We start from the raw sequence: 21,733 nt of genomic DNA on the forward strand, positions 1-21,733 counted from the left end.
CTGGCGTCCGCCGGCGGGCCGTTTTGTTTGAAGCGTCGTGCTGCGAGTGCGTAACAAAACGCAACAATGCTTTAATTGCGTGCTGGAGCCCCGTGGTGTTGTGTGCCAGCCAGGGACGACGGCTTCCGTCGGGGCCTGGCCCGCTTGGCCAGACCACCGGGTGGGACAGACCGTTGAGTAAGATAGTAGCAGGCGGCGTTAGACAGTGACTTACCGGCAGACATTGGCAGCCCCCGCGGTTTGCGCGGGTATCGGTCTCCACTCCGGCGAACGGGTCCGCATGGTCCTGCAACCGGCCTCCGCCGGCTCGGGTATCCGCTTCATCCGCTCCGACATTGATGATCGCGACAACCGTATCGCGGCGCGCGCCGATGCCGTCAGCGAAGTCCGTCTCGGTACCACCCTGCAGAATGACGCCGGTGTGACGATCGCCACTGTCGAGCACCTGATGGCGGCGCTGGCCGGCTTGGGTGTCGACGATGCCGTGATCGAGGTCGACGGTCCGGAAATCCCGGTGATGGACGGTTCGTCCGAGCCCTTCGTCAAGCTGATCCGCCAGGTCGGCCTGAAATCCCAGTCGGTGCCGCGCCGCGCCATCCAGGTGCTCAAGCCGGTCTCGCTGGACCTGGACGATCGCCGCGCCTGCTTCATGCCCGCGCTCAAGCCGATGATCGAGATCGAGATCGCCTTCGAGCACCAGGCGGTGGGCCGCCAGGCCTGCGTGTTCGACATCACGCCGGAAATCTTCTCCACCGATATCGCCCGTGCGCGCACCTTCGGCTTCCGCAAGGATTACGACGCGCTGCTCGCTGCCGGCCTCGCCCGCGGCGGTTCGATGGACAATGCCGTCGTGCTCGACGATACGGGAATCGCCAATCCGGAAGGGCTGCGCTTCAAGGACGAGTTCGTGCGTCACAAGGCGCTCGATGCGCTGGGTGATCTCTATCTCGCCGGCGCGCCGATCATCGGCTGCTATTCCGCCGAGCGTCCGGGCCACGCCATCAACAACATGGCCGTGCGTGCCCTGCTTGAGGATACGAGCGCCTGGAAGTGGGTGAACATGCGCGATGGCGTCACCCGCGACATGGCGATGGCGCACTCCTGACACGCGGTTGACCGTCAAGGTTACTGAAGGGGTACTTTTGCCCCGGCCAATCATCCGCTACAACGCTGATTGAACGGGTGGTCGTCCGGCCGCCAAAATTGTCGAGCCCCGTGTCCCCATGACCCTTTCGCCGCGTATTCTGTTTCCGCTTGCCTTTGCTGTTGTCCTTGCGGGTTGTTCTTCCAACCGTCCGGATACGGCCGTCGCCTACGTCGAGCGCCCGGCGGAAACCATCTACGCGGAAGCCATCCAGCGCATGGACCGCAATCAGTACGACATCGCCGCGGCGATGTTCGACGAGGTCGAGCGCCAGCACCCCTATTCGGAGTGGGCGCGCCGCTCGATGCTGATGGCGGCCTTCGCCAACTACCAGTCGAACAATTACGAGGAAGCGATCTCGGACTCCGAACGCTTCATCTCGCTGCACCCGGGCAATCGCAGTGCGGCCTACGCCTACTATCTGATCGCGATCTGCTATTTCGAGCAGATCATGGATGTCGGCCGCGACCAGGCTGCCACGCGCCAGGCACTCGATGCGCTGGAGCAGGTGGTGCGCCGCTATCCGGAAAGCCGCTATGCCACGGATGCGCGCCTGAAGATCGACATGACGCGCGACCACCTGGCCGGCAAGGAAATGAGCGTCGGCCGCTGGTATCTGCGCCGCAATTATCACCTGGCCGCCATCAATCGCTTCCGCAATGTGCTGCAGGAATACGGCACCACCTCGCACGTGCCTGAAGCACTGCACCGCCTGGTGGAGTCCTATGTGGCGCTCGGCATCGACGAGGAAGCCCGCCAGGTCGCGTCCGTGCTCGGCTACAATTTCCCGGGCAGCGAGTGGTACCAGAACAGCTACGACCTCCTGACGCGTGAGGGTATTACGCTCGAGGTCGATCCCGAGCGCGAGGACCCGTCCTATTTCGAACGGGCCTGGCGTCGTCTGTTCGGCTGACGGGTCGGGGGTGCGAACGCCCTGAATGCTGCTCTCCCTCTCCATTCGCAATGTCGTCCTGATCGATACGCTGGATGCGGTCTTCGAGAGCGGGCTCTGTGCCCTGACCGGCGAAACCGGCGCGGGTAAATCCATTCTTCTCGGGGCTTTGGGGCTGGCGGCCGGCGAACGGGCCGATCGCGCCCTGGTGCGCGCCGGTGCCGACGAAGCCCAGGCCGTCGCCGAATTCGAACTGCCCGACAGTCATCCCGCCCGCGCCCTGCTGGACGAGGCGGGGATCGCGGTCGAACCCGGCGAACCCCTGATCCTGCGCCGCCGCCTTGGCGAGGACGGTCGCTCGCGCGCCCATGTCAACGACCAGGCGGCCAGTATCGGCCTTTTGCGTTCGCTGGGCGATGTGCTGGTGGAAGTCCACGGCCAGCACGACGGGCGCGGCCTGATGGATCCCAAGACCCATCGCGGCTATCTGGACGCCTATGCCGGGCATGACGATCTGCGCACTGCCTGCCGCACCGCCTGGAAGGAGTTTTCCGGGGCCCGGCGCCGGCTCGACGAGCTGGTCAGTGCCAATCGCGCCTCGGACGAGGAAAAGGCCTTTCTCACCCACGCCCTGGAAGAGCTCGAAGCCCTGTCGCCGAAGACCGGCGAAGAGGCCGAGCTGGCCGAAGAGCGTCAGTTCCTGCAGGGCGCCGAGCGGGCGCTGGGCGATCTGCAGGAGGCCCAGGAGGCCCTGGCCGGCGATGGCGGCGGGCTGGAAGGCCGGCTGAACGCGGCCCTGCGCGGGCTGGAGCGTGTGCGTGGCCATATCGGCGAGGGAGGCGGCGCTGCCGGCGAGGCGCTGGACCGCGCCGCCTCCGCCATCGACCGTGCGCTGATCGAGTTCACCGAGGCAGAAGACGCGCTGGGCGATGCGGCCCAGGCTTTCGATGTCGAGCCCGGCCGGCTGGATGCGGTGGAGGAGCGGCTCTTCGCCCTGCGCGGCCTGTCGCGCAAGCACAGTGTCGATACCGACGAGCTGCCCGCCCTGCATGGCCGGCTCGCCGAACAGCTCGACGCGATCGAGAATGCCGCCGACCGCATTGCCGAGGCCGAGAAGGCTGTGACCGCAGCCCGCGCCCGCTATGACGATGCGGCCCACGCCCTGTCGCGCAGCCGCGAGAAGGCGGGCGAAGCGCTGGCTGTGGCCGTGGCCGCCGAACTGCCGCCGCTGAAAATGGACAAGGCGCGCTTCCGCGTCTCCGTCACCTCTGACGACGAGCGCGCCGGCCCGGATGGCCGCGACAGCGTGGTCTTCGAGGTCGCCACCAATCCCGGCGCGCCCTTCGGTGCGCTCGACAAGATCGCATCGGGCGGCGAGCTCTCGCGCTTCGGCCTCGCCCTGAAAGTCTCGCTCGCGGGCGAGGATGAGGGCCTGGTCCTGGTGTTCGATGAGGTCGACCAGGGTGTGGGCGGGGCTGTCGCCGATGCTGTCGGCCGCCGGCTGAAACGCCTTGCCGAGAAAGGCCAGACACTGGTCGTCACCCACTCGCCGCAGGTCGCTGCCGTGGCCGATCATCACTGGAAGATCGTCAAGGATGATGACGGCAAGGGCGGGGTGCGCACCACGCTCGTCCGTCTTGAAGGCGACGAACGCCGCGAGGAAATCGCCCGCATGCTCTCCGGCGCTGAAGTCACCGATGCGGCAAGAGCCCAGGCGGATGCGCTGATGGCGGTGAAGGCCTAGGCCTTTCAGCACCATGCGAATGTCATCCCGGCCGGATAGCCCGCGGAGGCGGGCTGCAGGGCCGGGACCCATACGCTCAGAGACGATCCTGTTCTTCAAAAATCGAAACCGCGCCTGCTCTCGGCCACTGCCGGTGTTTATAGGCCCCGGCTCTGCGCCCGGCCCGGGGCCGGGCATCCGGCCGGGGTGACAATACTGGTGAATTCCGGGAACCCGCGACAAACCCCTCCCGCCCTGCCACTCTTGCTGCGAATGCGGGCCGCGATGCCCTAATCTCGCACTTCGAATCGCAACGGAGCCGGCGATGAGCGCACTCAAGGACGTTGAAAATCTGACAGTCGAAGAGGCGCGGGCCGAGCACAAGCGGCTGGCGAAGGAAATCGCCGCCCACGACAAGGCCTACTACCAGCACGATGCGCCGAAGATTTCCGACGCGGCCTACGACACGCTGCGCCAGCGGCTGGAAGCGGTCGAGGCGCGTTTTCCCGAACTGGCCGGTGCCGACAGCCCGACCCAGCGTGTCGGCGCGGCGCCCTCGGGCAAGTTCGGCGAGATCGTCCATGCGGTGCCGATGTTGTCGCTGGGCAATGCCTTCAATGATGAGGACGTGGCCGATTTCGTGGGCCGTATACGGCGCTTCCTCGGCCTGGCAGAGGACGCGCCCGTGGCGATCACGGCCGAGCCGAAGATCGACGGCCTGTCCGCCTCCATCCGCTATGAAAAGGGCCGCATCGTGCATGGCGCCACCCGCGGCGATGGCCAGACCGGCGAGGATGTGACGGCCAACCTGCTGACGCTGGACGATATCCCGGAAACCCTGCCGGGCTCGGGCTGGCCGGACGTGCTGGAAGTGCGCGGCGAAGTCTATATGTCGCATGAGGATTTCGCCGCGCTCAACAGGCGGCAGGAAGAGGCCGGCAAGCCGGCCTACAAGAACCCGCGCAATGCCGCCGCCGGCTCGCTGCGGCAGATCGATCCGGCCATGACCGCCCAGCGTCCGCTGCGCTTCTTCGCCTATGCCTGGGGCGAGGTGAGTGCACCGCTGGCCGAAACCCAGCTCGACGCGGTCAGGCGCCTGGGCGATTGGGGTTTCCCGACCAACCCGTTGATGAAGCGCTGCGAGAGCGTGGACGATCTCATCGCCGTCTATCGCGATATCGAGGCGAAACGCGCCACGCTGGGCTATGATATCGACGGCGTGGTCTACAAGACCGACCGGCTGGACTGGCAGGAAAGACTGGGCTTTGTCGCCCGTGCGCCGCGCTGGGCCATCGCCCACAAATTCCCCGCCGAACAGGCCACCACCGTGCTGGAAGCCATCGACATCCAGGTCGGCCGCACCGGCGCGCTGACGCCCGTGGCGCGGCTGACGCCCGTCACGGTCGGCGGCGTCGTGGTCACCAATGCCACCCTGCACAATCAGGACGAGCTGGAGCGCAAGGATATCCGCATCGGCGACACGGTGGTGATCCAGCGCGCCGGCGATGTCATCCCCCAGGTCGTGCGGGTGGTCGATCCGGACCGGGCGGGCCGGGCCGAGCCCTTCGAATTCCCCACCGAATGCCCGGTCTGCGGCAGCCAGGCGCTGCGCGAGCACGATCCGAAAACCGGCAAGCTGGACGCGGTGCGCCGCTGTACCGGCGGGCTGATCTGCGCCGCCCAGCTGAAGGAAAGGCTGAAGCATTTCGTCTCGCGCAAGGCCTTCGATATCGAGGGACTGGGCACGCGGCAGATCGACATGTTCCATGAAGAGGGCCTGGTTCGCGAACCGGCCGATATCTTCACCCTGAGACGGCGCAATGAGGCCGGTGAGATCACGCCGCCCCTGCAGGAGCGCGAGGGTTTCGGCGAGACGAGTATCGGCAATCTCTTCGCCGCCATCGACAGTCGCCGCACCATCGCCCTGGGCCGTTTCATCAATGCGCTGGGCATCCGTCATGTCGGCGAGAACACCGCCCAGCTCTTCGCGCGCACCTATGGCAGCTGGACGGCCTTCCGCCAGGCGGCGGAAAACCTCGCCGACGAGACCGTGCGGGCCGAGATGCTGGGCATTGACGGCATCGGCAATGCCGCCGTCGAGGCGCTGGACCAGTATTTCACCGAACAGCACAATCGCGACCTGCTGGACCGGCTGGTGGCCGAACTCGTCATCGAGGACGCCGAAGCCGTCGCCAATGACAGCCCGGTCGCCGGCAAGACGGTCGTCTTCACCGGCACGCTGGAACGCATGACGCGCGACGAGGCCAAGGCCAAGGCGCAATCGCTCGGCGCCAAGGTCTCCGGCTCGGTCTCGGGCAAGACGGATTACCTCGTCGCCGGCCCCGGCGCCGGCTCAAAGGCCAAGAAAGCCGCCGAACTGGGCGTGGAGACGCTCACCGAGGACGAGTGGTTCGTGCTGATCGGGGAAGGGTGAGGGCCATCGTAGGTGTCATCCCGGATGGATGCCCGGCGAAGGCCGGGCGCAAGTCCGGGACCTATAATCCCGGTGCCCATCCAGCTGTCGCGGGCAGTGGACCTGCTTCCGGCCAGCAATAGCACGTATGGGTCCCGGCCCTGCGGCCCGCCTGCGCGGGCCATGCGGCCGGGATGACAGGCAGAACTGCCCCCTACTCCTCCACCCGCCGGTACACCCCGTCCACCGGCAGGTCGCCGTCAAACCCGGCGACATAGCTCAGCAGTACGGCTTCCAGCACGTCCCAGTCTTCCAGGCGGCAGGTGCCGGGTTCGACCTCGTTCTCGAAGATCTCGTAGCGATTGCGGTCGGCCTCGGCGAGGTCGTCGCATTGCGGCTGGTGATAGGCGGCGACGCCGCCCTCATAGACATAGACCAGCCCGTACAGCCACACATCCTCGCTCTGCTTCATGCCGGCATAGAGGCCCGGAGCGATCTCGCGCAGGCGCACGCCTTCATGCGGGAAGTTGGCCACGTCCGAGTGATAGCGCCCGCCGCGGTGCTCGACATAGCCCGTCCACATCGGCCGGTCGAAGGGGCGGCCGTCGGGATGGTTGGGCGTGTGGGCATAAAGACCTTCTTCCAGCGGGAAGTCGGCCGCGAACCGGCCGATCAGGGCCCGGTCTGAATAAAAGCAGCCGCCCAGAAGGGCGGCTGCTGTGATGATGACAAGGCCGGTGCGGATCACGGGGTGGCGCCGGCCAGTGGTTCGGTCGCCTTGAGCAGCCAGTCGGCCACCTCGCCGGAGACCAGCGGCAGCACGCGCTGGCGTACCATGGCGTGATAACTGTCCAGCCAGGCCAGCTCGTCGGCGGTCAGCAGATGCGTGTCGATCAGACCCTTGTGGATCGGTGCGACGGTCAGCGTCTCGAAGCCCAGCATCGGCCGCTCGCCACCGGCAATATCGGCCGCGTCGGTGACGAATTGCAGGTTCTCGATCCGGATGCCATAGCCGTCCGCCTTGTAGTAGCCCGGCTCGTTCGAGACGATCATGCCCGGCTCCAGCGGCACGGTATTGGCGGCCTTGGAAATCCGCTGCGGACCCTCGTGAACGCCCAGGAAGCTGCCCACGCCATGGCCGGTGCCGTGGTCATAGTCGAACCCGGCCTGCCACAGCGGCAGACGCGCCAGCACGTCCAGCTGGGTGCCGGTCGTGCCCTTGGGGAAGCGCACCATGGACAGGGCAATATGGCCCTTCAGCACGCGCGTGAACTGGGTGCGCATCTCCGCTGTCGGAGCGCCGATCGGCACGGTACGGGTGATGTCCGTCGTGCCGTCCGGATACTGGCCGCCACTGTCGACCAGGTAGAGCGTGCCTTGCGCCAGTTTCAGATTGGTCGCTTCGGAGACGCGATAGTGTGCAAAGGCACCATTGCCCTGGGCGCCGGAGATCGTGTCGAAGGAGAGATCGCGCAGTTCGGGCAATTGCTTGCGGAAGCTTTCCAGCTTCTGCGCGGCCTCGATCTCGTCGACCTGGCCGGACTGGGCGAAGGTGTCCAGCCAGTGCAGGAATTGCACGATGGCGCCGCCATCGCGGATATGCGCCTGGCGGGCGCCCTCGATCTCGGCAGCATTCTTGCGCGCCTTGGGACGCATCACCGGATCTTCGGCCTGCTGAACCTCGGCACCGCCGCCGCGCAGGCTTTCCAGAACCCAGGCCGAGGCCGTGGTCGGATCGACGCGTACGGTCTTGCCGGTGTACTCGGCGAGGCCCGCCCCGAACTCGCTTTCCGGACGCAGGGCGATCTCATTGCCCAGATGCGCACGGGTCTCGTCGGTGATCTTCTCCGGCGCGACGAAGAAAGTGGCCGTGCCGTCCTTGTCGATGATCGCGGCCGACAGGGGCAGGGGCGAGCGCGACACGTCGCTGCCGCGCACATTGAACAGCCAGGCGATCGAGGGCGGTGCGGTGATCACCGCCGCATCGGCGCCTTCCTTGCCGACAATCGCGCCGACACGGGCGCGCTTGGAGCCGTGATCTTCGCCGGCATATTCGATCGGGTGCGGGATGACCGGCGTCATCGGCGGTTCAGGACGGTCGGTCCAGGCCCGGTCGACCGGGTTCTCGCTAACCGGAACCAGGGTCACACCGGCCCGGCCCGCGGCGACCTGCAGGCGGTGCAGCGCGGCGGGCGAGTGCAGGCGGGCGTCATAGCCGATCTTTTCACCGGCCTTGCCCTTGTCCTCGATCCAGCCGGCCATGCCCTGTTCCACGAGGTCGGCGTATTCGAAAATCTCGCCATCGACCTGGTTTTTCACCTGCAGGGTATAGCGCCCGTCGACGAAGACCGCGGCGCGGTCCTTCATCACCAGGGCGGCGCCGGCGGAGCCGGAAAACCCGGTCGCCCACAAGAGGCGCTCATTGCAGTCGGGCAGGTACTCATTGTCGTACTCGTCCTCGTGCGGGATCAGGAAACCGTCCAGGCCGAGCTCGTCGAGGGCGGCGCGGATCTTCGGGACGTTCTCGCGACCATAGTGCGGGCCGCCTTTGACGTCGAAAGTCTGGGAAATCATCTGGGTCATGGCGCGGAAGGTATGCCCGCGCGCGAACGGGTTCAATCCTTGTCGCAGCGGGCCTTGTCGCAGCCGGCTTTCCGCCCAGCCATGCGATTGTGCAGGGGCGAATTGCCGGGACGCTGATTGTGCATCGCACAAACTCATGGGAAAGGCCCCGTAAACCAAGGGAGTTTTCCATGTTCTACGGGATCGACGACTGGCGTCACATGAATGCCAACGCCATGATCAACCGCGCCCTCGACCGTTCGCGCGAACGCGCCGGCGTGCGCACCCAGCCGCGCACCACCGATATCGACGCCTTCCTGGCCGGCGCCGGCCTGAGCGCAAAGCGCAAATAAGGCTCACTGTGCAGGGTCAGGCGCTGCCGAGGCGGCGGCGCAGCTCTGCGACGAGGCTGCGGCTGACCGGAATCCGGGTGCCGTCTGTTGTCTCCAGATGATAACGGCTGCCCTCGGCTGAGGTGATTGCCGCAGCCTGGCCGAGATTGACCGCATAGCTGCGGTGCAGCCGGAAGAAGCCGTCTGGCAGTTCGTCCAGCAGGGTGCGCAGATTGCGGTTGTCGAAATGCTGGCCGCCGGACGCCATATGCACTTCGGTGTAATTCCCGGCGGCCTTGAGATAGGCGATGCTATCGGGCTCGACCAGAACGGTGCGGCCCGAGGTCTCCAGCGCAAAGCGTGGCGTGCGCGGCTCTGGATCGGGCAGGAGATAGCTCCTGTGTCGCAGGGCGAAGACGCCCAGCAGCGCCAGCGCAAAGGCATAGATGCCGCGATCGATAATGTCGGCCGGCTGCCACAGCGCATAGGCCGACACGATCAGCAGCCCCGGCACGATCAGTCGCTCGGCCGGTCCGCCGCGCCAGGCCAGCCAGATCGCCGATGAGGCCATCAGCGCGGCCAGGGCAAAGGCGGATTTGCCATCATACCCCGTAACCAGCACGGCGCTCGCCGCCACGGCGGCCAGTGTTGCGGCCAGCCAGGCCGTCGCGATACGCGGCGCTGCCGGCCAGCGCAGTTGTACAAAGCGCAGCCAGCATGTGCCGAAGACGGCCAGCCCGGCCAGGCTTGCGGCCTGGCGCGGCTGGTGCCAGTCATAGGGATAGTTGATCAGCGAGCGGGATATCTCGGCCGCTCCCGCCAGGACCAGGCCGGCCAGAGCCGCCACCAGCCACAGACCCCGCCGGTCGCCGGTGGTGCGGGTGCGCACCATGAGGCTGGCGATCAGGGCGATCAGGCTTCCGCCCATCACGGTCAATGGCAGGTAGTAGCGGATCGAGCGCCGCGGATCGGAGGCATAGGGCATCACGAACAGGCCGTGCACCACCGCATAGGGCGTATAGCCGGCGCGCTGTGAGGAGAAGCGGATGGCAATCCGGTTACCCGACGGGCGGATGAGGCCGGGCGGAATGGCGTAGAGACTGTCGATCGGGCCGGCGGTTTCGGCGTCCCGTGTCGCACCCGGCTCACCCTTGCGGCCGATCACGACGCCGTTGAAATGGATTGTGGCCGACAGCGGACCGATCAGGCTTACGGCCGGCGGCGTGCCGTCATCGGGCAGGGGCACGTCATCCCAGACCATCCAGGCGATGCCGGCCGGGCGTTCGATGGCGTGATAGTGGATCGGCGATCCGGGAAGGTCCGGTCCGGACAGGGCTTCAAGACCGGTATCCGTATCGATCATCTGCACGCGGGCCGGCGCCACGGCGTCGAGTCCGGGGCCGGGCAGGAAGACCAGGGTCACAAGCGCAAGCAGCAGTGCGCCCAGGACCTCCAGCCCCGGGCGGGCGCTGTGCGTCGTGCTGAGCCATCCATCCGCCATGCGAGCAATTCGCCCGTTTTTCCTGTCCGGGGCAAGCAGGGGCTTGCATCAGGCCTTTGCAAGCGCGGCAAGGGTGCCGTGCCGGAAACAGGAGACGAGACGTGTTGTCAGTTACATCCACTGCCATGGCCCTGTGGGCGGCGGTTTCGCTGCAGGCCGTCGAGCCGCAGGTGGAAAGCGCGGCCCAGGCCGCTTTCGATGCCGTTGCCCAGGGCTATCCCGCACTCAACGCCACCGTGATGGTGGGCGATGCCATCGTCTGGGAGGCCGAGGGCGGTCAGGCGCGTCAGTCGCAGGATGGCACCGCGACGGACTATAATTTCTACTCGATCGCCAAGATGCTCACCGGGCTGGTCTATCTGCGTCTGGAGCAGGACGGGCGTCTGGATCTCGACACGCCGGTCCGCAGCATCGATCCGGACCTGCCGGCGCACTATGACGGCGTAACGGTCTACCAGCTGCTCGATCACAGCGCCGGCGTGCGGCACTACGCGAGCGAGGCTGACTGGATCGGCTTTTCCGACCGCCGCTGCGCCCTGCCGTCCGACGCTCTGGGGCATTTCATCGACGATCCGCTGGTCACGACGCCGGGCTACACGACATTCGGCTATGTGCTGCTCAGCCATCTGCTCGTCACGCTAACCGGCCAGGCGGACTTCGATGCAGCGATGCAGGACGTGCTGGGCGAGGCCTACCGGGCGCACACCGATCGCGAGGATGCCGTCAAGGCCACGGCCTGGGTCGGCGAGGCGGGCGACTGGCAGGCCTATGAAGACCTGTCGGCTGAATGCAAGTTCGGCGGGGGCGGGCTTCTGGCCAGTGCCCGCGATCTGGCCGAAACCGGGGCCGCGCTCTATCGCGGCGAGATCGTCGATCCGGCTGTGCTGGCCGAGGGACCGGCTTACTGGGCCGGCCGGGCGGAAGAGGTGAACCTCACCTATGCCGCGCACTCCGGTGGCTCGCCGGGCGGCCGGGCCTTCCTGATCGTCTATCTGGAACCGCAGGTTTCCGTCGCCCTGACCGGCAATTATGACGGCGAGAATCTGCAGGCGCTGGCGATCACCCTGGCCGACCTGTTTGCCGGTCTTCCGCCAGCTGAGTAGGGGCAGCCGAGACGAGGCGGGGCCGTCAGGCCGGGCGCGTGGCGATCAGGGTTTCCCAGCCCTCGATCGGCTCGCGCCGCGTCACCGCGAGGCCGGCATCCGTGTAGGCCTCGCGCACGCGGGCTTCCTGTTCGGTCAACAGGCCGGACAGGATCACCTTGCCGCCCGGCGTCAGGGCCTGCGCGATGCCCGGCGCCAGATCGACCAGCGGGCCGGCGAGGATGTTGGCGAAGATCAGCTCGAACTGCCGGCCGGCGAGCTTGGGATGGTCGAGACCTTCGGCGACGAAGCAGTCGATCCCCGGCGTCGCATTCTTGGTGCAGTTCTCGGCACTTTCCTCGACCGCTTCCGGGTCGATGTCCGAAGCCAGCACCTCGGCGTCCGGCAGCACTTTCGCCGCCGCGATCGCCAGCACGGCCGTGCCGCAGCCCAGGTCGAACACGGTCGCCGGGCTTTCGCCGGCCTCCAGCATGTTCGAGAAGGCCATCAGGCAGCCGCGCGTCGTGCCGTGATGGCCGGTGCCGAAAGCGGGGCCGGCCTCGATCTCGATACCGGTCTGGCCCGCCGCGACCGCATCGCGGTCATGGGCGCCGAACAGGGTGAAACGCCCGGCCTCGACCGGTTTCAGCCCTTCCAGCGACAGGCGCACCCAGTCTTCTTCCGGCATCGGGCCGAATTCCACCGGCACCGCCTCGGTGAGACCGCAGATCTCGCGGAACGTGTCGATGTCCGGCATGGTTTCGAACAGCACGTCCAGCCGCGCGCTGTCGCCATCCTCGAACAGCGACCAGGAGAGGGCCGGGGCCGACGCGGCAGCGTCCAGCCGTTCGACGGCATCGGCGAGGATCGCGAAATCGGCATGCGCGACAAGGCGCCAGAGCGTGGACATGGGCAGCATCTCCTGAAACTGGCGCGGGTGATGGACGTTCAGGGCCGCAAAATCAAGCGCGGCCGGCCGGTTGCGGCGCCGGCGGCGGCAGCAGCGCCTCGTCGATGGTCAGATGCACCTGCTGGCCGTCGGCCTCGGCATGGCGGTCGACCTCGGCCAGCTTGTCGATCCGCGCCAGCACGATCGCCGTGTGTCCGGCCGACGAGCTGATCGCGCCGATCTTGGTCGTACCGGCCATCACGGCGGTGCCGCGCGGCGGCGCTTCGCCAGCAAAGACCGCCGGGATGGAGCGCTTGCGGATCGTGCCGCGGCGCTTCATGCGCGAGACGACTTCCTGGCCGATGAAACAGCCCTTCTTCCAGCCCACCCCGCCATAGACGTCCAGATTGACATCGGTGGGGAAGACTTCCGCCTCGCCATAGTCGCGGCCGAAGGCCGGCACGCCGGCCTCGAATTCATACGTGTCCAGCGGCTTGTCCTCGCCGGTTTCCAGGGCGCGGGCGATGCCGCGATGGATACGCCCGCCCAGGCGCGGATCGGGCGCCGAGCCGGGGAAGGGCGCCGTCGCCCACACGGCGGCCAGATCCGTATTCAGGACGATCTCGGCCTTGGCCCGCAGCTTGAACAGGGTGAGGCGTTTCACCAGCCCTTCGGCCGGGGCCTCCGGCACGTCCAGCCAGACCGTGTTGTCCTCCGCGAAAATCATGAAATCGGCGAGGATCTTCCCCTGCGGCGTCAAGAGCGCGCCGGGCCGGCATTCGCCGGGCTCCAGGCCGGTGACATCGGCGGTGATCACCCGCTGCAGGAAGCTGCGGGCCTCGTCTCCGGCGACGGAGATCACGGTGCGGCCGGGCAGGCGGCGGGGCGGTGTGTCGGGCAGGGTCATGCAATGGCATATGGCATTGTGTTCGCGTCTGGCCAAGTCCCGCCATGCGCGCTATTGCGGCGAGCATGGAACGCGTGCTTTTCATCACCTCGACCCGGATCGGTGACGCCATCATCAATTCCGGGGTGCTGAACCATCTCGTCGAAACGCGTCCGGATGCCCGTTTCACCATTGCCTGCGGCCCCCTGGCGGCCTCGCTCTTTGCCGCCGTGCCGCGGCTGGAGCGGGTCATCGTCATGGCCAAGAAGCCGGCCGGCGGCCACTGGTTCGATCTGTGGCGCCAGACGGTGGGGACTGAGTGGGATCTGGTCGTCGACCTGCGCTGTTCGGCAACGGCCTGGCTGCTGCGCGCGCGCGAACGCCGCATCCTGCGCCAGGCGGACGAACCGGTGCACAAGGTGATCGAGGCCGCCAGCGTTCTCGGGCTCGAAGACACACCGCCCGATCCGGGCCTGTGGCTGTCGCAGGCCGACCGCGCCGCGGCGCTGGAACACATGCCCGAAGGCCCCGGCTATCTGGCGATCTGCCCGTCCGCCTCGTGGATCTTCAAGGTCTGGCCGCCGGAGAAATTCGCCGAATTCATCCTGCGCTTCACCGGGCCGGACGGCGTCATGCCCGGCGCGCGGGTGGTGATGCTGGGCGGGCCGCACGATGCCGGCTATGCCCAGCCGATCTATGACGCCCTGCCGGAATTCGACTTCATCGACCTTCTGGGCCTGGGCCTGCCGGAAACCGCCGCCTGCCTGGCGCGGGCGCGCCTCTATGTCGGCAATGACAGCGGGCTGATGCACATGTCGGCCGCGATGGGCACGCCGACGCTGGGCCTGTTCGGCCCGTCAGACGACCGCTGCTATGCGCCCTGGGGCGATCATTGCGAAGCGGTGCGCGGCCCGGCCACATTCGACGAGATCGACCGCGCCCATGGCGACCGGCGCAAACACCCGGAAAGCCTGCTCGCGGACCTCGCCGTCGATACGGTATATGATGCTGCCCGAAGCCTGTTCGAAAGGACCAAGCCATGAGCCGGACATTCGACCTGATCCTGAAGGGCGGCGAAGTCGTCAATCATGATGGACGCGGCGTTGCCGATATCGGCGTGACCGGCGGCAAGACGGTGGAGATCGGCGATCTCTCGCAAGCCTCCGCGGCCGAGACGATCGACTGTACCGGCCTTCTCGTCGTACCCGGTGTGATCGACACCCAGGTGCATTTCCGCGAACCGGGCATGGAGTGGAAGGAAGACCTGCAATCGGGCTCGCTCGCTGCCGTGATGGGCGGTGTGACGGCGGTGTTCGAAATGCCGAACACCGAACCGACCACCACCTCGCCGGACATGCATCTGGACAAGCTGGCGCGCGCGAAAAACCGCATGCATTGCGATCACGCCTTCTATGCCGGGGCGACATCGGAGAATTCCGAAGTGCTGCCGGAGATGGAGCGCATGGTCGGCTGCTGCGGTGTGAAAGTCTTCATGGGCGCCTCCACCGGTTCGCTGCTGGTGAAGGATGATGAAGGCGTCGAGCGCGTGCTGAACGCGATCTCACGCCGCGCGGCCTTCCACTCCGAGGACGAATACCGGCTGGAAGAGCGCCGCAGCCTGGCAGTCGAGGGCGACTGGACCAGTCACCCGGTGGTGCGCGATGCCGAGGCCGCCATCCTGTCGACCAAGCGCCTGGTGCGCCTGGCCCGCAAGACCGGCAAGCGCATTCACGTGCTGCACGTCTCGACGGCCGAGGAGATGGACTTCCTGGCCGCCCACCGCGACGTCGCCTCGGTGGAAGCCACGCCCCAGCACCTCACCCTGGAAGGCCCGGAAATCTACGAGCGCATCAAGGCGCGCGCCCAGATGAACCCGCCCCTGCGCGACGCCTATCATCGCGCCGGCCTGTGGCGCGGCCTGCAGCGCGGCATTGTCGACGTGATCGGGTCCGACCACGCCCCGCACACGCTGGAGGAGAAGGCCAAGCCCTATCCGGCCAGCCCGTCCGGCATGCCCGGCGTGCAGACCCTGGTGCCGATCATGCTGGACCATGTAAACGCCGGCCGTCTGACCATCGAACGCTTCGTCGACCTGACCTCCCACGGCGCCCAGCGCATTTTCGGCATCGCCGGCAAGGGCCGCATGGCCGCCGGCTGGGATGCCGACTTCACCCTGATCGACATGAAGCGCTCGGTGGAGATCACCGATGACTGGTCGGCCTCCAAGTCCGGCTGGACGCCCTTCGCCGGCATGACCGTCACCGGCTGGCCCGTCGGCACGATCGTGCGCGGCAAGAGCGTCATGCGCGACGGCGCCCTGGTAACCGAAGGCGCCGGCGAACCCGTCATCTTCCAGGAAGCGCTGCCGAAGCGCGGGTAGGGCGTGGTGACGGGCAAAAGGACGGCGTAGATTGTCATCCCGGCCACCCGCCTACGCGGGCGCAGGCTTCTAGCCCGTGGATGCGGGCTGCAGGGCCGGGACCCATAAACACGAACGCTGGCCGGAAGCGGGCAGGGTGTCGATACTGCAGATAGCTGGAACAATACCGGGATTATGGGTCCCGGACTTGCGCCCGGCCCGGGGCCGGGCATTCATCCGGGACGACAACGGAAACGATGTCGCCCTTCAGGAAACCGCATAGAGAGACAACCCCGTGACCACGACCATCATGACGGCCATTGCGCCGGGCGAGCTGATCGACAAGATCACCATTCTGCGCATCAAGTCCGAGCGCATCGGCGATGAGGCGAAGCTGAAGAATGTCCGCACCGAGCTGGATATCCTGCAGAAGACCCAGGCCGCAGAAGTGCCGCAGAGCGACGAGATGGTGCGGCTGGAAGATGCGCTGAAAACCGTCAACGAGGCGCTGTGGGAGATCGAGGACGATATCCGCGACTGCGAGCGCAAGGGCGATTTCGGCGCGGAATTCATCCGTCTGGCCCGCGCCGTCTATGTCACGAATGACAAGCGCGCAGCGCTGAAGAAGGAGATCAATCTCCTCCTGGGCTCGACCATCGTGGAAGAAAAATCCTACGCCGAGTATTGAACCGGGCGCTGTGCGCCGGTATGCGGCGCTGAAACCGACAGCGCTACCGAGCAAGGACAGTCCGCGTGGATCGCCAGAGCTTCTACTTTTTCGATATCGACGAGAATATTCTCCACCTGCCGACCCGGATCCATCTGCTCAACACGATGACCGGCGAAGAGCAGGCCATGCGCCAGCACGAGTATGAGGACATCAAGGCCTATCTCGGCGTGCCGGGCCTGTGGGAAGACTGGGCCGATCCGCCGGCGCGCGCCTATCGCGAGTTTGCCGACGGCAAGGATCGCAATGGCGAGGAATACCTGCTGCGCGATGTGCGCCGGGCGCTCGATACCGCCAGCTGGAAGGGCCCGTCCTGGGAGATCTTCAAGTACGCCGTGCTCAAGCGTCGCCCGGTGGCGATCATCACGGCGCGCCAGCACTCCCGCGAGACCATTCGCGAAGGCCTGAAACTCCTGGTCGAACACGGCCATCTGCCCGAAGAGCCGAACTATCTGGCGATCTATCCCTGCTCCAATCCGGAAATCCGCGACGAGCTGGGCCCGCACCTCACCACGGCCGGCCTGAAGCGCCGCGCCATCCGGCAATGCGTCGAGATGGGGCTGGAACAGTATGGCCGTCAGCTGCCGCACTCCTTCGGCATGTCGGACGACGATCTGAAGAATGTCGACCTGATCACATCGGCCATGCTCGAAAGCAAGCTGGACCATCCCGACAAGCGTTTCTTCGTCATCTCCACCAATCGCCGCCGCCACGTAAAAATGGAAATCCTCCCCCCGCACAAGGACGAGGAAAAACTCCGCGCGGCCGAGGACGCGTATTACGGGTAGGTTTTGCGTGGCCGCTGCCGCGGCCGCCCCTCATCCGCCGCTTCGCGGCACCTTCTCCCCGGCGGGGGAGAAGGGGTTACGCACTTCCTCTCCCCGACCGGGGAGAGGAGGAACGTGGCTCCGCTGGAAACCCCTTCTCCCCGACCGGGGAGAAGGTGGGCGAAGCCCGGATGAGGGGCGGCGCGTAGCGCCAGAAAAAAACCTACTCGCTCCGGTGCACCGTCAGCAGGGGTACATAGGCCGAGCGGATGGCGGGGACGAGGCCGCCGAAGAAGCCGATCACCACGGCCATCACCATGCCGGCAATCACCGATCCGCCGGTCACGGCGAAGGAGAACACGACCTGGGTGAAGCCCGAGCCCAGCGTGGAGGCCGAGACGCCATTGAACAGGAGATAGGTGGCGAGTGCGCCGACGAGGCCGCCCAGGGCAGCCAGCACCAGCGATTCCACCATTGTGCCAACGGCGGCAGCAAAGCCGGAAAAGCCGATGGCCCGAAGGGTGGCGATCTCGCGCATGCGGGTGTCGACCGAGGAATACATCGTGTTCCACGCCCCGGCGAGCGCACCGATCGCCATGGTGATGGCCAGCGGCCAACCGATATAGGTGATGATGTCGGCCATGCCGCCGCTCTGGTCGGCGTAGAAGTCCACTTCCGACGTGATGTCCAGTTCCAGCCGCGGATCGTTCTCGGCGAAATCACGCAGTTCCTCGATGGCGTCCGGTGTGGTGAGGCGGGCGCGTACGGACTGCATGGAGCTGCCGCGTTGGTAGAGGTTCTGCACGACGCCGATATCGGCCCAGATCTCGCCCTCGAAGACAGAACCGCCGGTCGAGAAAATGCCCACCACGACCCACTCGTTATTGCCCAGGCGGATGCTTTCGCCGAGTTCGAAGCCGGCATACTGGCTCTGCACGGCTTCGCCGATGACCAGCTCATTCGTGCCCGGTTCGAACATGCGGCCTTCGAGAAGGCGGAAATTGCCGCGCAGGGCGGCGGCTTGCGGGCCAGCCCCGCGCAGGGGCATGTTGGCTTCAGTGTCCGAACCGCGCTTGATGGCGTTCACGACCACATAGAGCTCGCCGGAAACGAGCGGCTGCCCGTCGCTGTCCGTGGCAATGCCGGGGGCCGTTTCCAGAATGCGGAACTGTTCGGCCGACAGATTGCTGTTGAGTTCGGCCTGGGAGCCGCCGCGCAGCATGATGGCGACATCCTCCGAGCCGGTGCCCGACAGGGTCTGGCGAAAGCCGGCCGCCATGGCGAGGAAGCCCAGAAGCACGCCGACAACCAGGGCGATGGAAAGCACGGTGGCGATGGACAGGCCGGCCCGCTGATGCAGCGAGCGCAGATTGATCATCGTGACGGCGCCGATCTGATTGAACATGGCGCGTCTCCTATTGCTTGCCGAGCGCGTCGACGATGCGCACGCGATGGGCGTTGAGGGCTGGCGCCAGGCCGGTGATCACGCCGAAGCCCAGCATCAGTGCGACGGCGATGCCGAAAATGCTTCCGGTGACTGTCATGCCGGGCAGGACCTGGGCGAGAAGCGGGGCCAGGGCCTGAAGCAGACCGGCCGCCAGGCCGATGCCGAGCAGACCGCCGACCAGGCTGAGCAGCACGGACTCGATCAGCACCATGCGGAAGATGCGTGGCGCCGGGAAGCCGAGCGTTTTCATCACGCCGATTTCCTTGGTGCGTTCCTGGATCGCCATGATCAGGCTGGTGCCGACGATCAGCAGGATGATGCCGAAAGCAGCGCCGACGACATAGAGCATGATCAGGCCGATATTGCCGATCTGGTCGATGAAGGCCCTGGCGAAGGCGGCTTCGTTCGCCGTCTTGGTCTCTGCCGGCGAGTTGGCGAACATGGCGTCGATTTCCTGCGCCACCCGCTCATTCACCGCCGGATCCGTGGTGTTGATGATCATCATCGAGATCTGGTCCTGACCGAAGGCCAGCGACTCGTTGAAATAGTCGTAGTGCAGGTAGGCGGCCATGGTCGAGATTTCCGGCTCGGAGCCGGTATAGATGGCGCAGATATCGAATTCCCAGTTCGAGGACCCGTCCGGCTTCTGCCAGATGTTCGACAGCAGCGGAATCCGGTCGCCGATCTCCCAGCCATACTGGAGTGCCAGCATCTGGCCGACCATCAGGCAGGTCCGGTTGGTCGTGAAAGCCTCGGCCTGGTCTGCGGGGACGACGATTTCCGGATAGGCTTCCAGATAGGTCGCCGGGTCGACCGCGAAGGTCTGCACGATTTGCGTCGGGTCCTGATAATAGCCGCCGAACCAGGTCATGTGAGAGACATTGCGCACACCCTCAACGCCCTGCACCCGGCCCCAATAGGCATAGGGCATCGAGACCGTGAAATTGATCGTGTTCATGGTGATCATGCGATCGGCGGCAGCCATCTCGACACCGGCATTCAGCAGCCGGTTGAAGGCGCCGAGAATGCCGAAGATGAAGAAAGCGATCAGGATCGACAGGGTCAGCAGGATCGCCCTCAGCTTCTTGCGGAAGAGATTCTTCCGGATCAGCGTGAGATCGTTCATTGCGCCGGCTCCGCCTTGGCCTCGATGAAGCGGCCCTTGTCCAGATGCAGTTCGCGTGCGGCGTATTTGGCGGCCGAGGGGTCGTGGGTGACCATGACGATGGTCTTGCCCAGTTCCCGGTTCAGCAATTGCAGCGTTTCCAGGATCTCGTCGGCGGAGGCGCGGTCGAGGTCACCGGTCGGCTCGTCGCACAACAGGACTTTCGGGTCGGCGACGATGGCACGGGCAATCGCGACGCGCTGTTGCTGACCGCCGGAGAGCTGGCGCGGCCGGTGGCCCTTGCGGTCGGCCAGGCCGACAATGTCCAGCGCCGTGGCAACGCGCTCCTTGCGCTGCTTGCCCGACAGCTTGGTCAGAAGGAGGGGAAGTTCGACATTCTGGGCCGCGGTGAGCGTCGGCATCAGATTGTAGAACTGGAAGATGAAGCCGACATGCTGCGAGCGCCATTTGGCCAGCTTGCCTTCCGACAGCTTGTCCACGCGAACGCCCTCGCACTCCACCGAGCCGGAGGAGGGGCGGTCGATGCCGCCCAGCAGGTTCAAGAGCGTCGTCTTGCCCGAACCGGACGGTCCCATGATGGCAATGAAATCGCCCTGCGGGATCGACATGGTCAGCTCTTCGAAGATGGTGATCGTCTCCTTGCCGCGCGTATAGCGCTTGGACAGGTCCTTGAGTTCGTAGAGCGATGTCATCGTGTCAGTCCTCCCGGTCCGCCCGTCTCCTCCCCGGAGCGGGCGCCGTCATCGTGTTCGGATTTAACTTTACAAAATAAAGTTCTTTTACTCAACAAAGATTACGCGAGCCGCCATTTCCGGCAGGATCCGGTCGTCGCGCTCGTCGAAGGCGACGCGCACCTGGATGGTCGCGCGGGCGCGGTCGGCGGTCGGGATGATCGCCTCGACATGGGCCGCGATCCGCCAGTCCGGATAGGCATCCAGCCGCGCTTCCACGCGCTGGCCCGGCGAGACGCGTCCGATCTGGCCTTCATTCACATCGACCTCGATCTCCAGCGAGGCCATGTCGACCAGGGTGGCGACACCGGTCCGGGTGAAACCGCCGCCGGCCGAAGCCGGGGACAGGATCTCGCCGACCTGGGCATTCTTGGCGACAACGACACCGGCGAAGGGGGCGCGAACGATATGCCGGTCGATCAGGTCTTCCTGGCTGGCGACCTGGGCTGAAGCGGCCTGGTAGTCGGCGCGGGCGGCATTGATCTGGGCGGTCAGGCTGTCGGCCTGGGCGCGGGCTGCGGTGACGGCGGCCTGCGACCCGATATCCCGGTCGGCGAGGTTTCGCGCGCGCTCGAACACGCGCTCGGCCTCGGCCAGCTGGGCCATGAGGGAGCGGGCGCGTGCCTGGGCAGCATCGCGCTGGGCCTCGAGCAATTGCAGCTGGATGCGGGCACGGTCATCGTCGAGCCGGGCGATCACTTCGCCGGCCTCGACCACCGTGCCTTCCTCGACCAGCACCTCGCTGATCCGGCCGGTGATCTCGGCGGATACCGTCGCCTGGCGCCGCGCCACGACATAGCCGGTCGCAACCAGTCCGGACGAACGCGGCGTGCGTTCGGTGCTCGCGGCAGCGGGCGTGGCCGGCTCGCTGGCTGGCGGGGGCGTGGCGGGCTGTTGCGCCGCAGGCGCCGGATCGGGCGTGTTGCTGCGGGTGAAATACCAGGTCCCGCCGGCCGAAAGACCGGCGACCACCAGCGCGATCGCGGCGGTCACGCCAACAGAGACACCGCCGCCACCTTCCGGCTCGTTGCGGTCAATGCTCAAGGATTCCAGCTGTGAACGGCGATCCGACATCCTGTCCCCTCATTCCCGTCCGGGCATGAATAGACGGTCATGAAGAGATTTGAAACGGGACAATCGGGGCTTGTGTCC

19 protein-coding genes are annotated in these 21,733 nt (G+C 66.3%); 10 read left to right on the forward strand and 9 right to left on the reverse strand.

From position 1 onward, the window contains the following. Nucleotides 1-205 precede the first annotated feature (205 nt). The 4 genes from lpxC (at nt 206) to ligA (ending at nt 6,193) form a co-directional block, all read left to right on the forward strand. A complete protein-coding gene (lpxC, locus tag ABJO18_RS04700) occupies nt 206-1,105 on the forward strand; it encodes a UDP-3-O-acyl-N-acetylglucosamine deacetylase (RefSeq protein ID WP_348508648.1) in 900 nt (299 codons plus the stop codon). Between the two features lie 118 nt (nt 1,106-1,223). Continuing rightward, nucleotides 1,224-2,057: an outer membrane protein assembly factor BamD gene (locus ABJO18_RS04705; protein ID WP_348508649.1), complete on the forward strand. Its 834-nt coding sequence runs from the start codon at nt 1,224-1,226 to the stop codon at nt 2,055-2,057. Nucleotides 2,058-2,082: 25 nt separating this feature from the next. Further along, nucleotides 2,083-3,780: a DNA repair protein RecN gene (gene recN / locus ABJO18_RS04710; RefSeq protein ID WP_348508650.1), complete on the forward strand. Its 1,698-nt coding sequence runs from the start codon at nt 2,083-2,085 to the stop codon at nt 3,778-3,780. Nucleotides 3,781-4,084: 304 nt separating this feature from the next. Continuing rightward, nucleotides 4,085-6,193: an NAD-dependent DNA ligase LigA gene (gene ligA / locus ABJO18_RS04715; protein ID WP_348508651.1), complete on the forward strand. Its 2,109-nt coding sequence runs from the start codon at nt 4,085-4,087 to the stop codon at nt 6,191-6,193. A gap of 193 nt (nt 6,194-6,386) precedes the next feature. Here ligA and ABJO18_RS04720 read toward each other — a convergent pair whose 3' ends face one another. Further along, the gene (locus ABJO18_RS04720) at nt 6,387-6,920 is read right to left on the reverse strand and encodes a hypothetical protein (protein ID WP_348508652.1); all 534 of its coding nucleotides are present in this window, start codon (nt 6,918-6,920) and stop codon (nt 6,387-6,389) included. Then, nucleotides 6,917-8,755 (reverse strand): aminopeptidase P family protein, encoded by a 1,839-nt coding sequence (locus ABJO18_RS04725; protein WP_348508653.1) that lies wholly within the window; start codon nt 8,753-8,755, stop codon nt 6,917-6,919. The genes ABJO18_RS04720 and ABJO18_RS04725 overlap by 4 nt, the downstream gene beginning before the upstream one ends. A 170-nt stretch (nt 8,756-8,925) precedes the next feature. Here ABJO18_RS04725 and ABJO18_RS04730 point away from each other — a divergent pair, with 170 nt between their 5' ends. After that, nucleotides 8,926-9,087: a hypothetical protein gene (locus tag ABJO18_RS04730; RefSeq protein WP_348508654.1), complete on the forward strand. Its 162-nt coding sequence runs from the start codon at nt 8,926-8,928 to the stop codon at nt 9,085-9,087. A 16-nt stretch (nt 9,088-9,103) separates the two neighbouring features. Here the strand turns inward: ABJO18_RS04730 and ABJO18_RS04735 are convergent, their stop codons facing one another. Next, nucleotides 9,104-10,567 (reverse strand): LytTR family DNA-binding domain-containing protein, encoded by a 1,464-nt coding sequence (locus ABJO18_RS04735; protein ID WP_348515751.1) that lies wholly within the window; start codon nt 10,565-10,567, stop codon nt 9,104-9,106. Nucleotides 10,568-10,668: 101 nt separating this feature from the next. On the opposite strand from ABJO18_RS04735, the gene ABJO18_RS04740 reads away from it, so the two are divergent. Further along, nucleotides 10,669-11,670: a serine hydrolase domain-containing protein gene (locus ABJO18_RS04740; protein ID WP_348507175.1), complete on the forward strand. Its 1,002-nt coding sequence runs from the start codon at nt 10,669-10,671 to the stop codon at nt 11,668-11,670. A gap of 25 nt (nt 11,671-11,695) precedes the next feature. Here the strand turns inward: ABJO18_RS04740 and ABJO18_RS04745 are convergent, their stop codons facing one another. Together ABJO18_RS04745 and ABJO18_RS04750 are read right to left on the reverse strand one after the other, a co-directional pair. Beyond that, complete coding sequence (locus ABJO18_RS04745) at nt 11,696-12,559, reverse strand: 50S ribosomal protein L11 methyltransferase (protein ID WP_348507176.1); 864 nt, start codon at nt 12,557-12,559, stop codon at nt 11,696-11,698. 52 nt (nt 12,560-12,611) lie between these two features. Continuing rightward, nucleotides 12,612-13,445 (reverse strand): folate-binding protein, encoded by an 834-nt coding sequence (locus ABJO18_RS04750; RefSeq protein ID WP_348507177.1) that lies wholly within the window; start codon nt 13,443-13,445, stop codon nt 12,612-12,614. A 44-nt stretch (nt 13,446-13,489) separates the two neighbouring features. Here ABJO18_RS04750 and ABJO18_RS04755 point away from each other — a divergent pair, with 44 nt between their 5' ends. The 4 genes from ABJO18_RS04755 to ABJO18_RS04770 all read left to right on the forward strand — a co-directional run bounded on the left by ABJO18_RS04755 (nt 13,490) and on the right by ABJO18_RS04770 (nt 17,298). Further along, entirely contained in the window at nt 13,490-14,467 is a 978-nt protein-coding gene (locus ABJO18_RS04755; RefSeq protein WP_348507178.1) for a glycosyltransferase family 9 protein, read from the forward strand. Continuing rightward, a complete protein-coding gene (locus tag ABJO18_RS04760) occupies nt 14,464-15,804 on the forward strand; it encodes a dihydroorotase (RefSeq protein WP_348507179.1) in 1,341 nt (446 codons plus the stop codon). Before ABJO18_RS04755 ends, ABJO18_RS04760 begins: the two co-directional genes overlap by 4 nt. 289 nt (nt 15,805-16,093) lie before the next feature. Beyond that, the gene (locus ABJO18_RS04765) at nt 16,094-16,471 is read left to right on the forward strand and encodes a DUF6165 family protein (RefSeq protein ID WP_348507202.1); all 378 of its coding nucleotides are present in this window, start codon (nt 16,094-16,096) and stop codon (nt 16,469-16,471) included. A 65-nt stretch (nt 16,472-16,536) separates the two neighbouring features. Next, complete coding sequence (locus tag ABJO18_RS04770) at nt 16,537-17,298, forward strand: hypothetical protein (protein WP_348507180.1); 762 nt, start codon at nt 16,537-16,539, stop codon at nt 17,296-17,298. A 202-nt stretch (nt 17,299-17,500) separates the two neighbouring features. On the opposite strand, the gene ABJO18_RS04775 is transcribed toward ABJO18_RS04770, so the two are convergent. The 4 genes from ABJO18_RS04775 to ABJO18_RS04790 all read right to left on the reverse strand — a co-directional run bounded on the left by ABJO18_RS04775 (nt 17,501) and on the right by ABJO18_RS04790 (nt 21,655). Then, nucleotides 17,501-18,682: an ABC transporter permease gene (locus ABJO18_RS04775; RefSeq protein ID WP_348507181.1), complete on the reverse strand. Its 1,182-nt coding sequence runs from the start codon at nt 18,680-18,682 to the stop codon at nt 17,501-17,503. Nucleotides 18,683-18,692: 10 nt separating this feature from the next. Continuing rightward, nucleotides 18,693-19,850, reverse strand: coding sequence for an FtsX-like permease family protein (locus ABJO18_RS04780; RefSeq protein WP_348507182.1), 1,158 nt, complete (start codon nt 19,848-19,850; stop codon nt 18,693-18,695). Beyond that, nucleotides 19,847-20,542 (reverse strand): ABC transporter ATP-binding protein, encoded by a 696-nt coding sequence (locus ABJO18_RS04785; RefSeq protein ID WP_271184999.1) that lies wholly within the window; start codon nt 20,540-20,542, stop codon nt 19,847-19,849. Before ABJO18_RS04785 ends, ABJO18_RS04780 begins: the two co-directional genes overlap by 4 nt. Before the next feature lie 87 nt (nt 20,543-20,629). Beyond that, nucleotides 20,630-21,655 carry an efflux RND transporter periplasmic adaptor subunit gene (locus tag ABJO18_RS04790; protein WP_348507183.1) on the reverse strand — a complete coding sequence of 342 codons (1,026 nt, stop codon included), beginning with the start codon at nt 21,653-21,655 and terminating at the stop codon, nt 20,630-20,632. Nucleotides 21,656-21,733 lie beyond the last annotated feature (78 nt).

It is taken from the genome of Maricaulis sp. (genome assembly GCF_039978735.1).
GTDB lineage: Bacteria > Pseudomonadota > Alphaproteobacteria > Caulobacterales > Maricaulaceae > Maricaulis.

What these genes read in the sequence shown, in the direction of transcription:
- ABJO18_RS04705 (WP_348508649.1), top strand. Translation starts at nt 1,224, where the DNA reads ATGACCCTTTCGCCGCGTATTCTGTTTCCGCTTGCCTTTGCTGTTGTC.
- recN (WP_348508650.1), top strand. Translation starts at nt 2,083, where the DNA reads ATGCTGCTCTCCCTCTCCATTCGCAATGTCGTCCTGATCGATACGCTG.
- ligA (WP_348508651.1), top strand. Translation starts at nt 4,085, where the DNA reads ATGAGCGCACTCAAGGACGTTGAAAATCTGACAGTCGAAGAGGCGCGG.
- ABJO18_RS04725 (WP_348508653.1), bottom strand. Translation starts at nt 8,755, where the DNA reads ATGACCCAGATGATTTCCCAGACTTTCGACGTCAAAGGCGGCCCGCAC.
- ABJO18_RS04730 (WP_348508654.1), top strand. Translation starts at nt 8,926, where the DNA reads ATGTTCTACGGGATCGACGACTGGCGTCACATGAATGCCAACGCCATG.
- ABJO18_RS04735 (WP_348515751.1), bottom strand. Translation starts at nt 10,567, where the DNA reads ATGGCGGATGGATGGCTCAGCACGACGCACAGCGCCCGCCCGGGGCTG.
- ABJO18_RS04745 (WP_348507176.1), bottom strand. Translation starts at nt 12,559, where the DNA reads ATGTCCACGCTCTGGCGCCTTGTCGCGCATGCCGATTTCGCGATCCTC.
- ABJO18_RS04750 (WP_348507177.1), bottom strand. Translation starts at nt 13,445, where the DNA reads ATGACCCTGCCCGACACACCGCCCCGCCGCCTGCCCGGCCGCACCGTG.
- ABJO18_RS04755 (WP_348507178.1), top strand. Translation starts at nt 13,490, where the DNA reads ATGCGCGCTATTGCGGCGAGCATGGAACGCGTGCTTTTCATCACCTCG.
- ABJO18_RS04760 (WP_348507179.1), top strand. Translation starts at nt 14,464, where the DNA reads ATGAGCCGGACATTCGACCTGATCCTGAAGGGCGGCGAAGTCGTCAAT.
- ABJO18_RS04765 (WP_348507202.1), top strand. Translation starts at nt 16,094, where the DNA reads ATGACGGCCATTGCGCCGGGCGAGCTGATCGACAAGATCACCATTCTG.
- ABJO18_RS04775 (WP_348507181.1), bottom strand. Translation starts at nt 18,682, where the DNA reads ATGTTCAATCAGATCGGCGCCGTCACGATGATCAATCTGCGCTCGCTG.
- ABJO18_RS04780 (WP_348507182.1), bottom strand. Translation starts at nt 19,850, where the DNA reads ATGAACGATCTCACGCTGATCCGGAAGAATCTCTTCCGCAAGAAGCTG.
- ABJO18_RS04785 (WP_271184999.1), bottom strand. Translation starts at nt 20,542, where the DNA reads ATGACATCGCTCTACGAACTCAAGGACCTGTCCAAGCGCTATACGCGC.
- ABJO18_RS04790 (WP_348507183.1), bottom strand. Translation starts at nt 21,655, where the DNA reads ATGTCGGATCGCCGTTCACAGCTGGAATCCTTGAGCATTGACCGCAAC.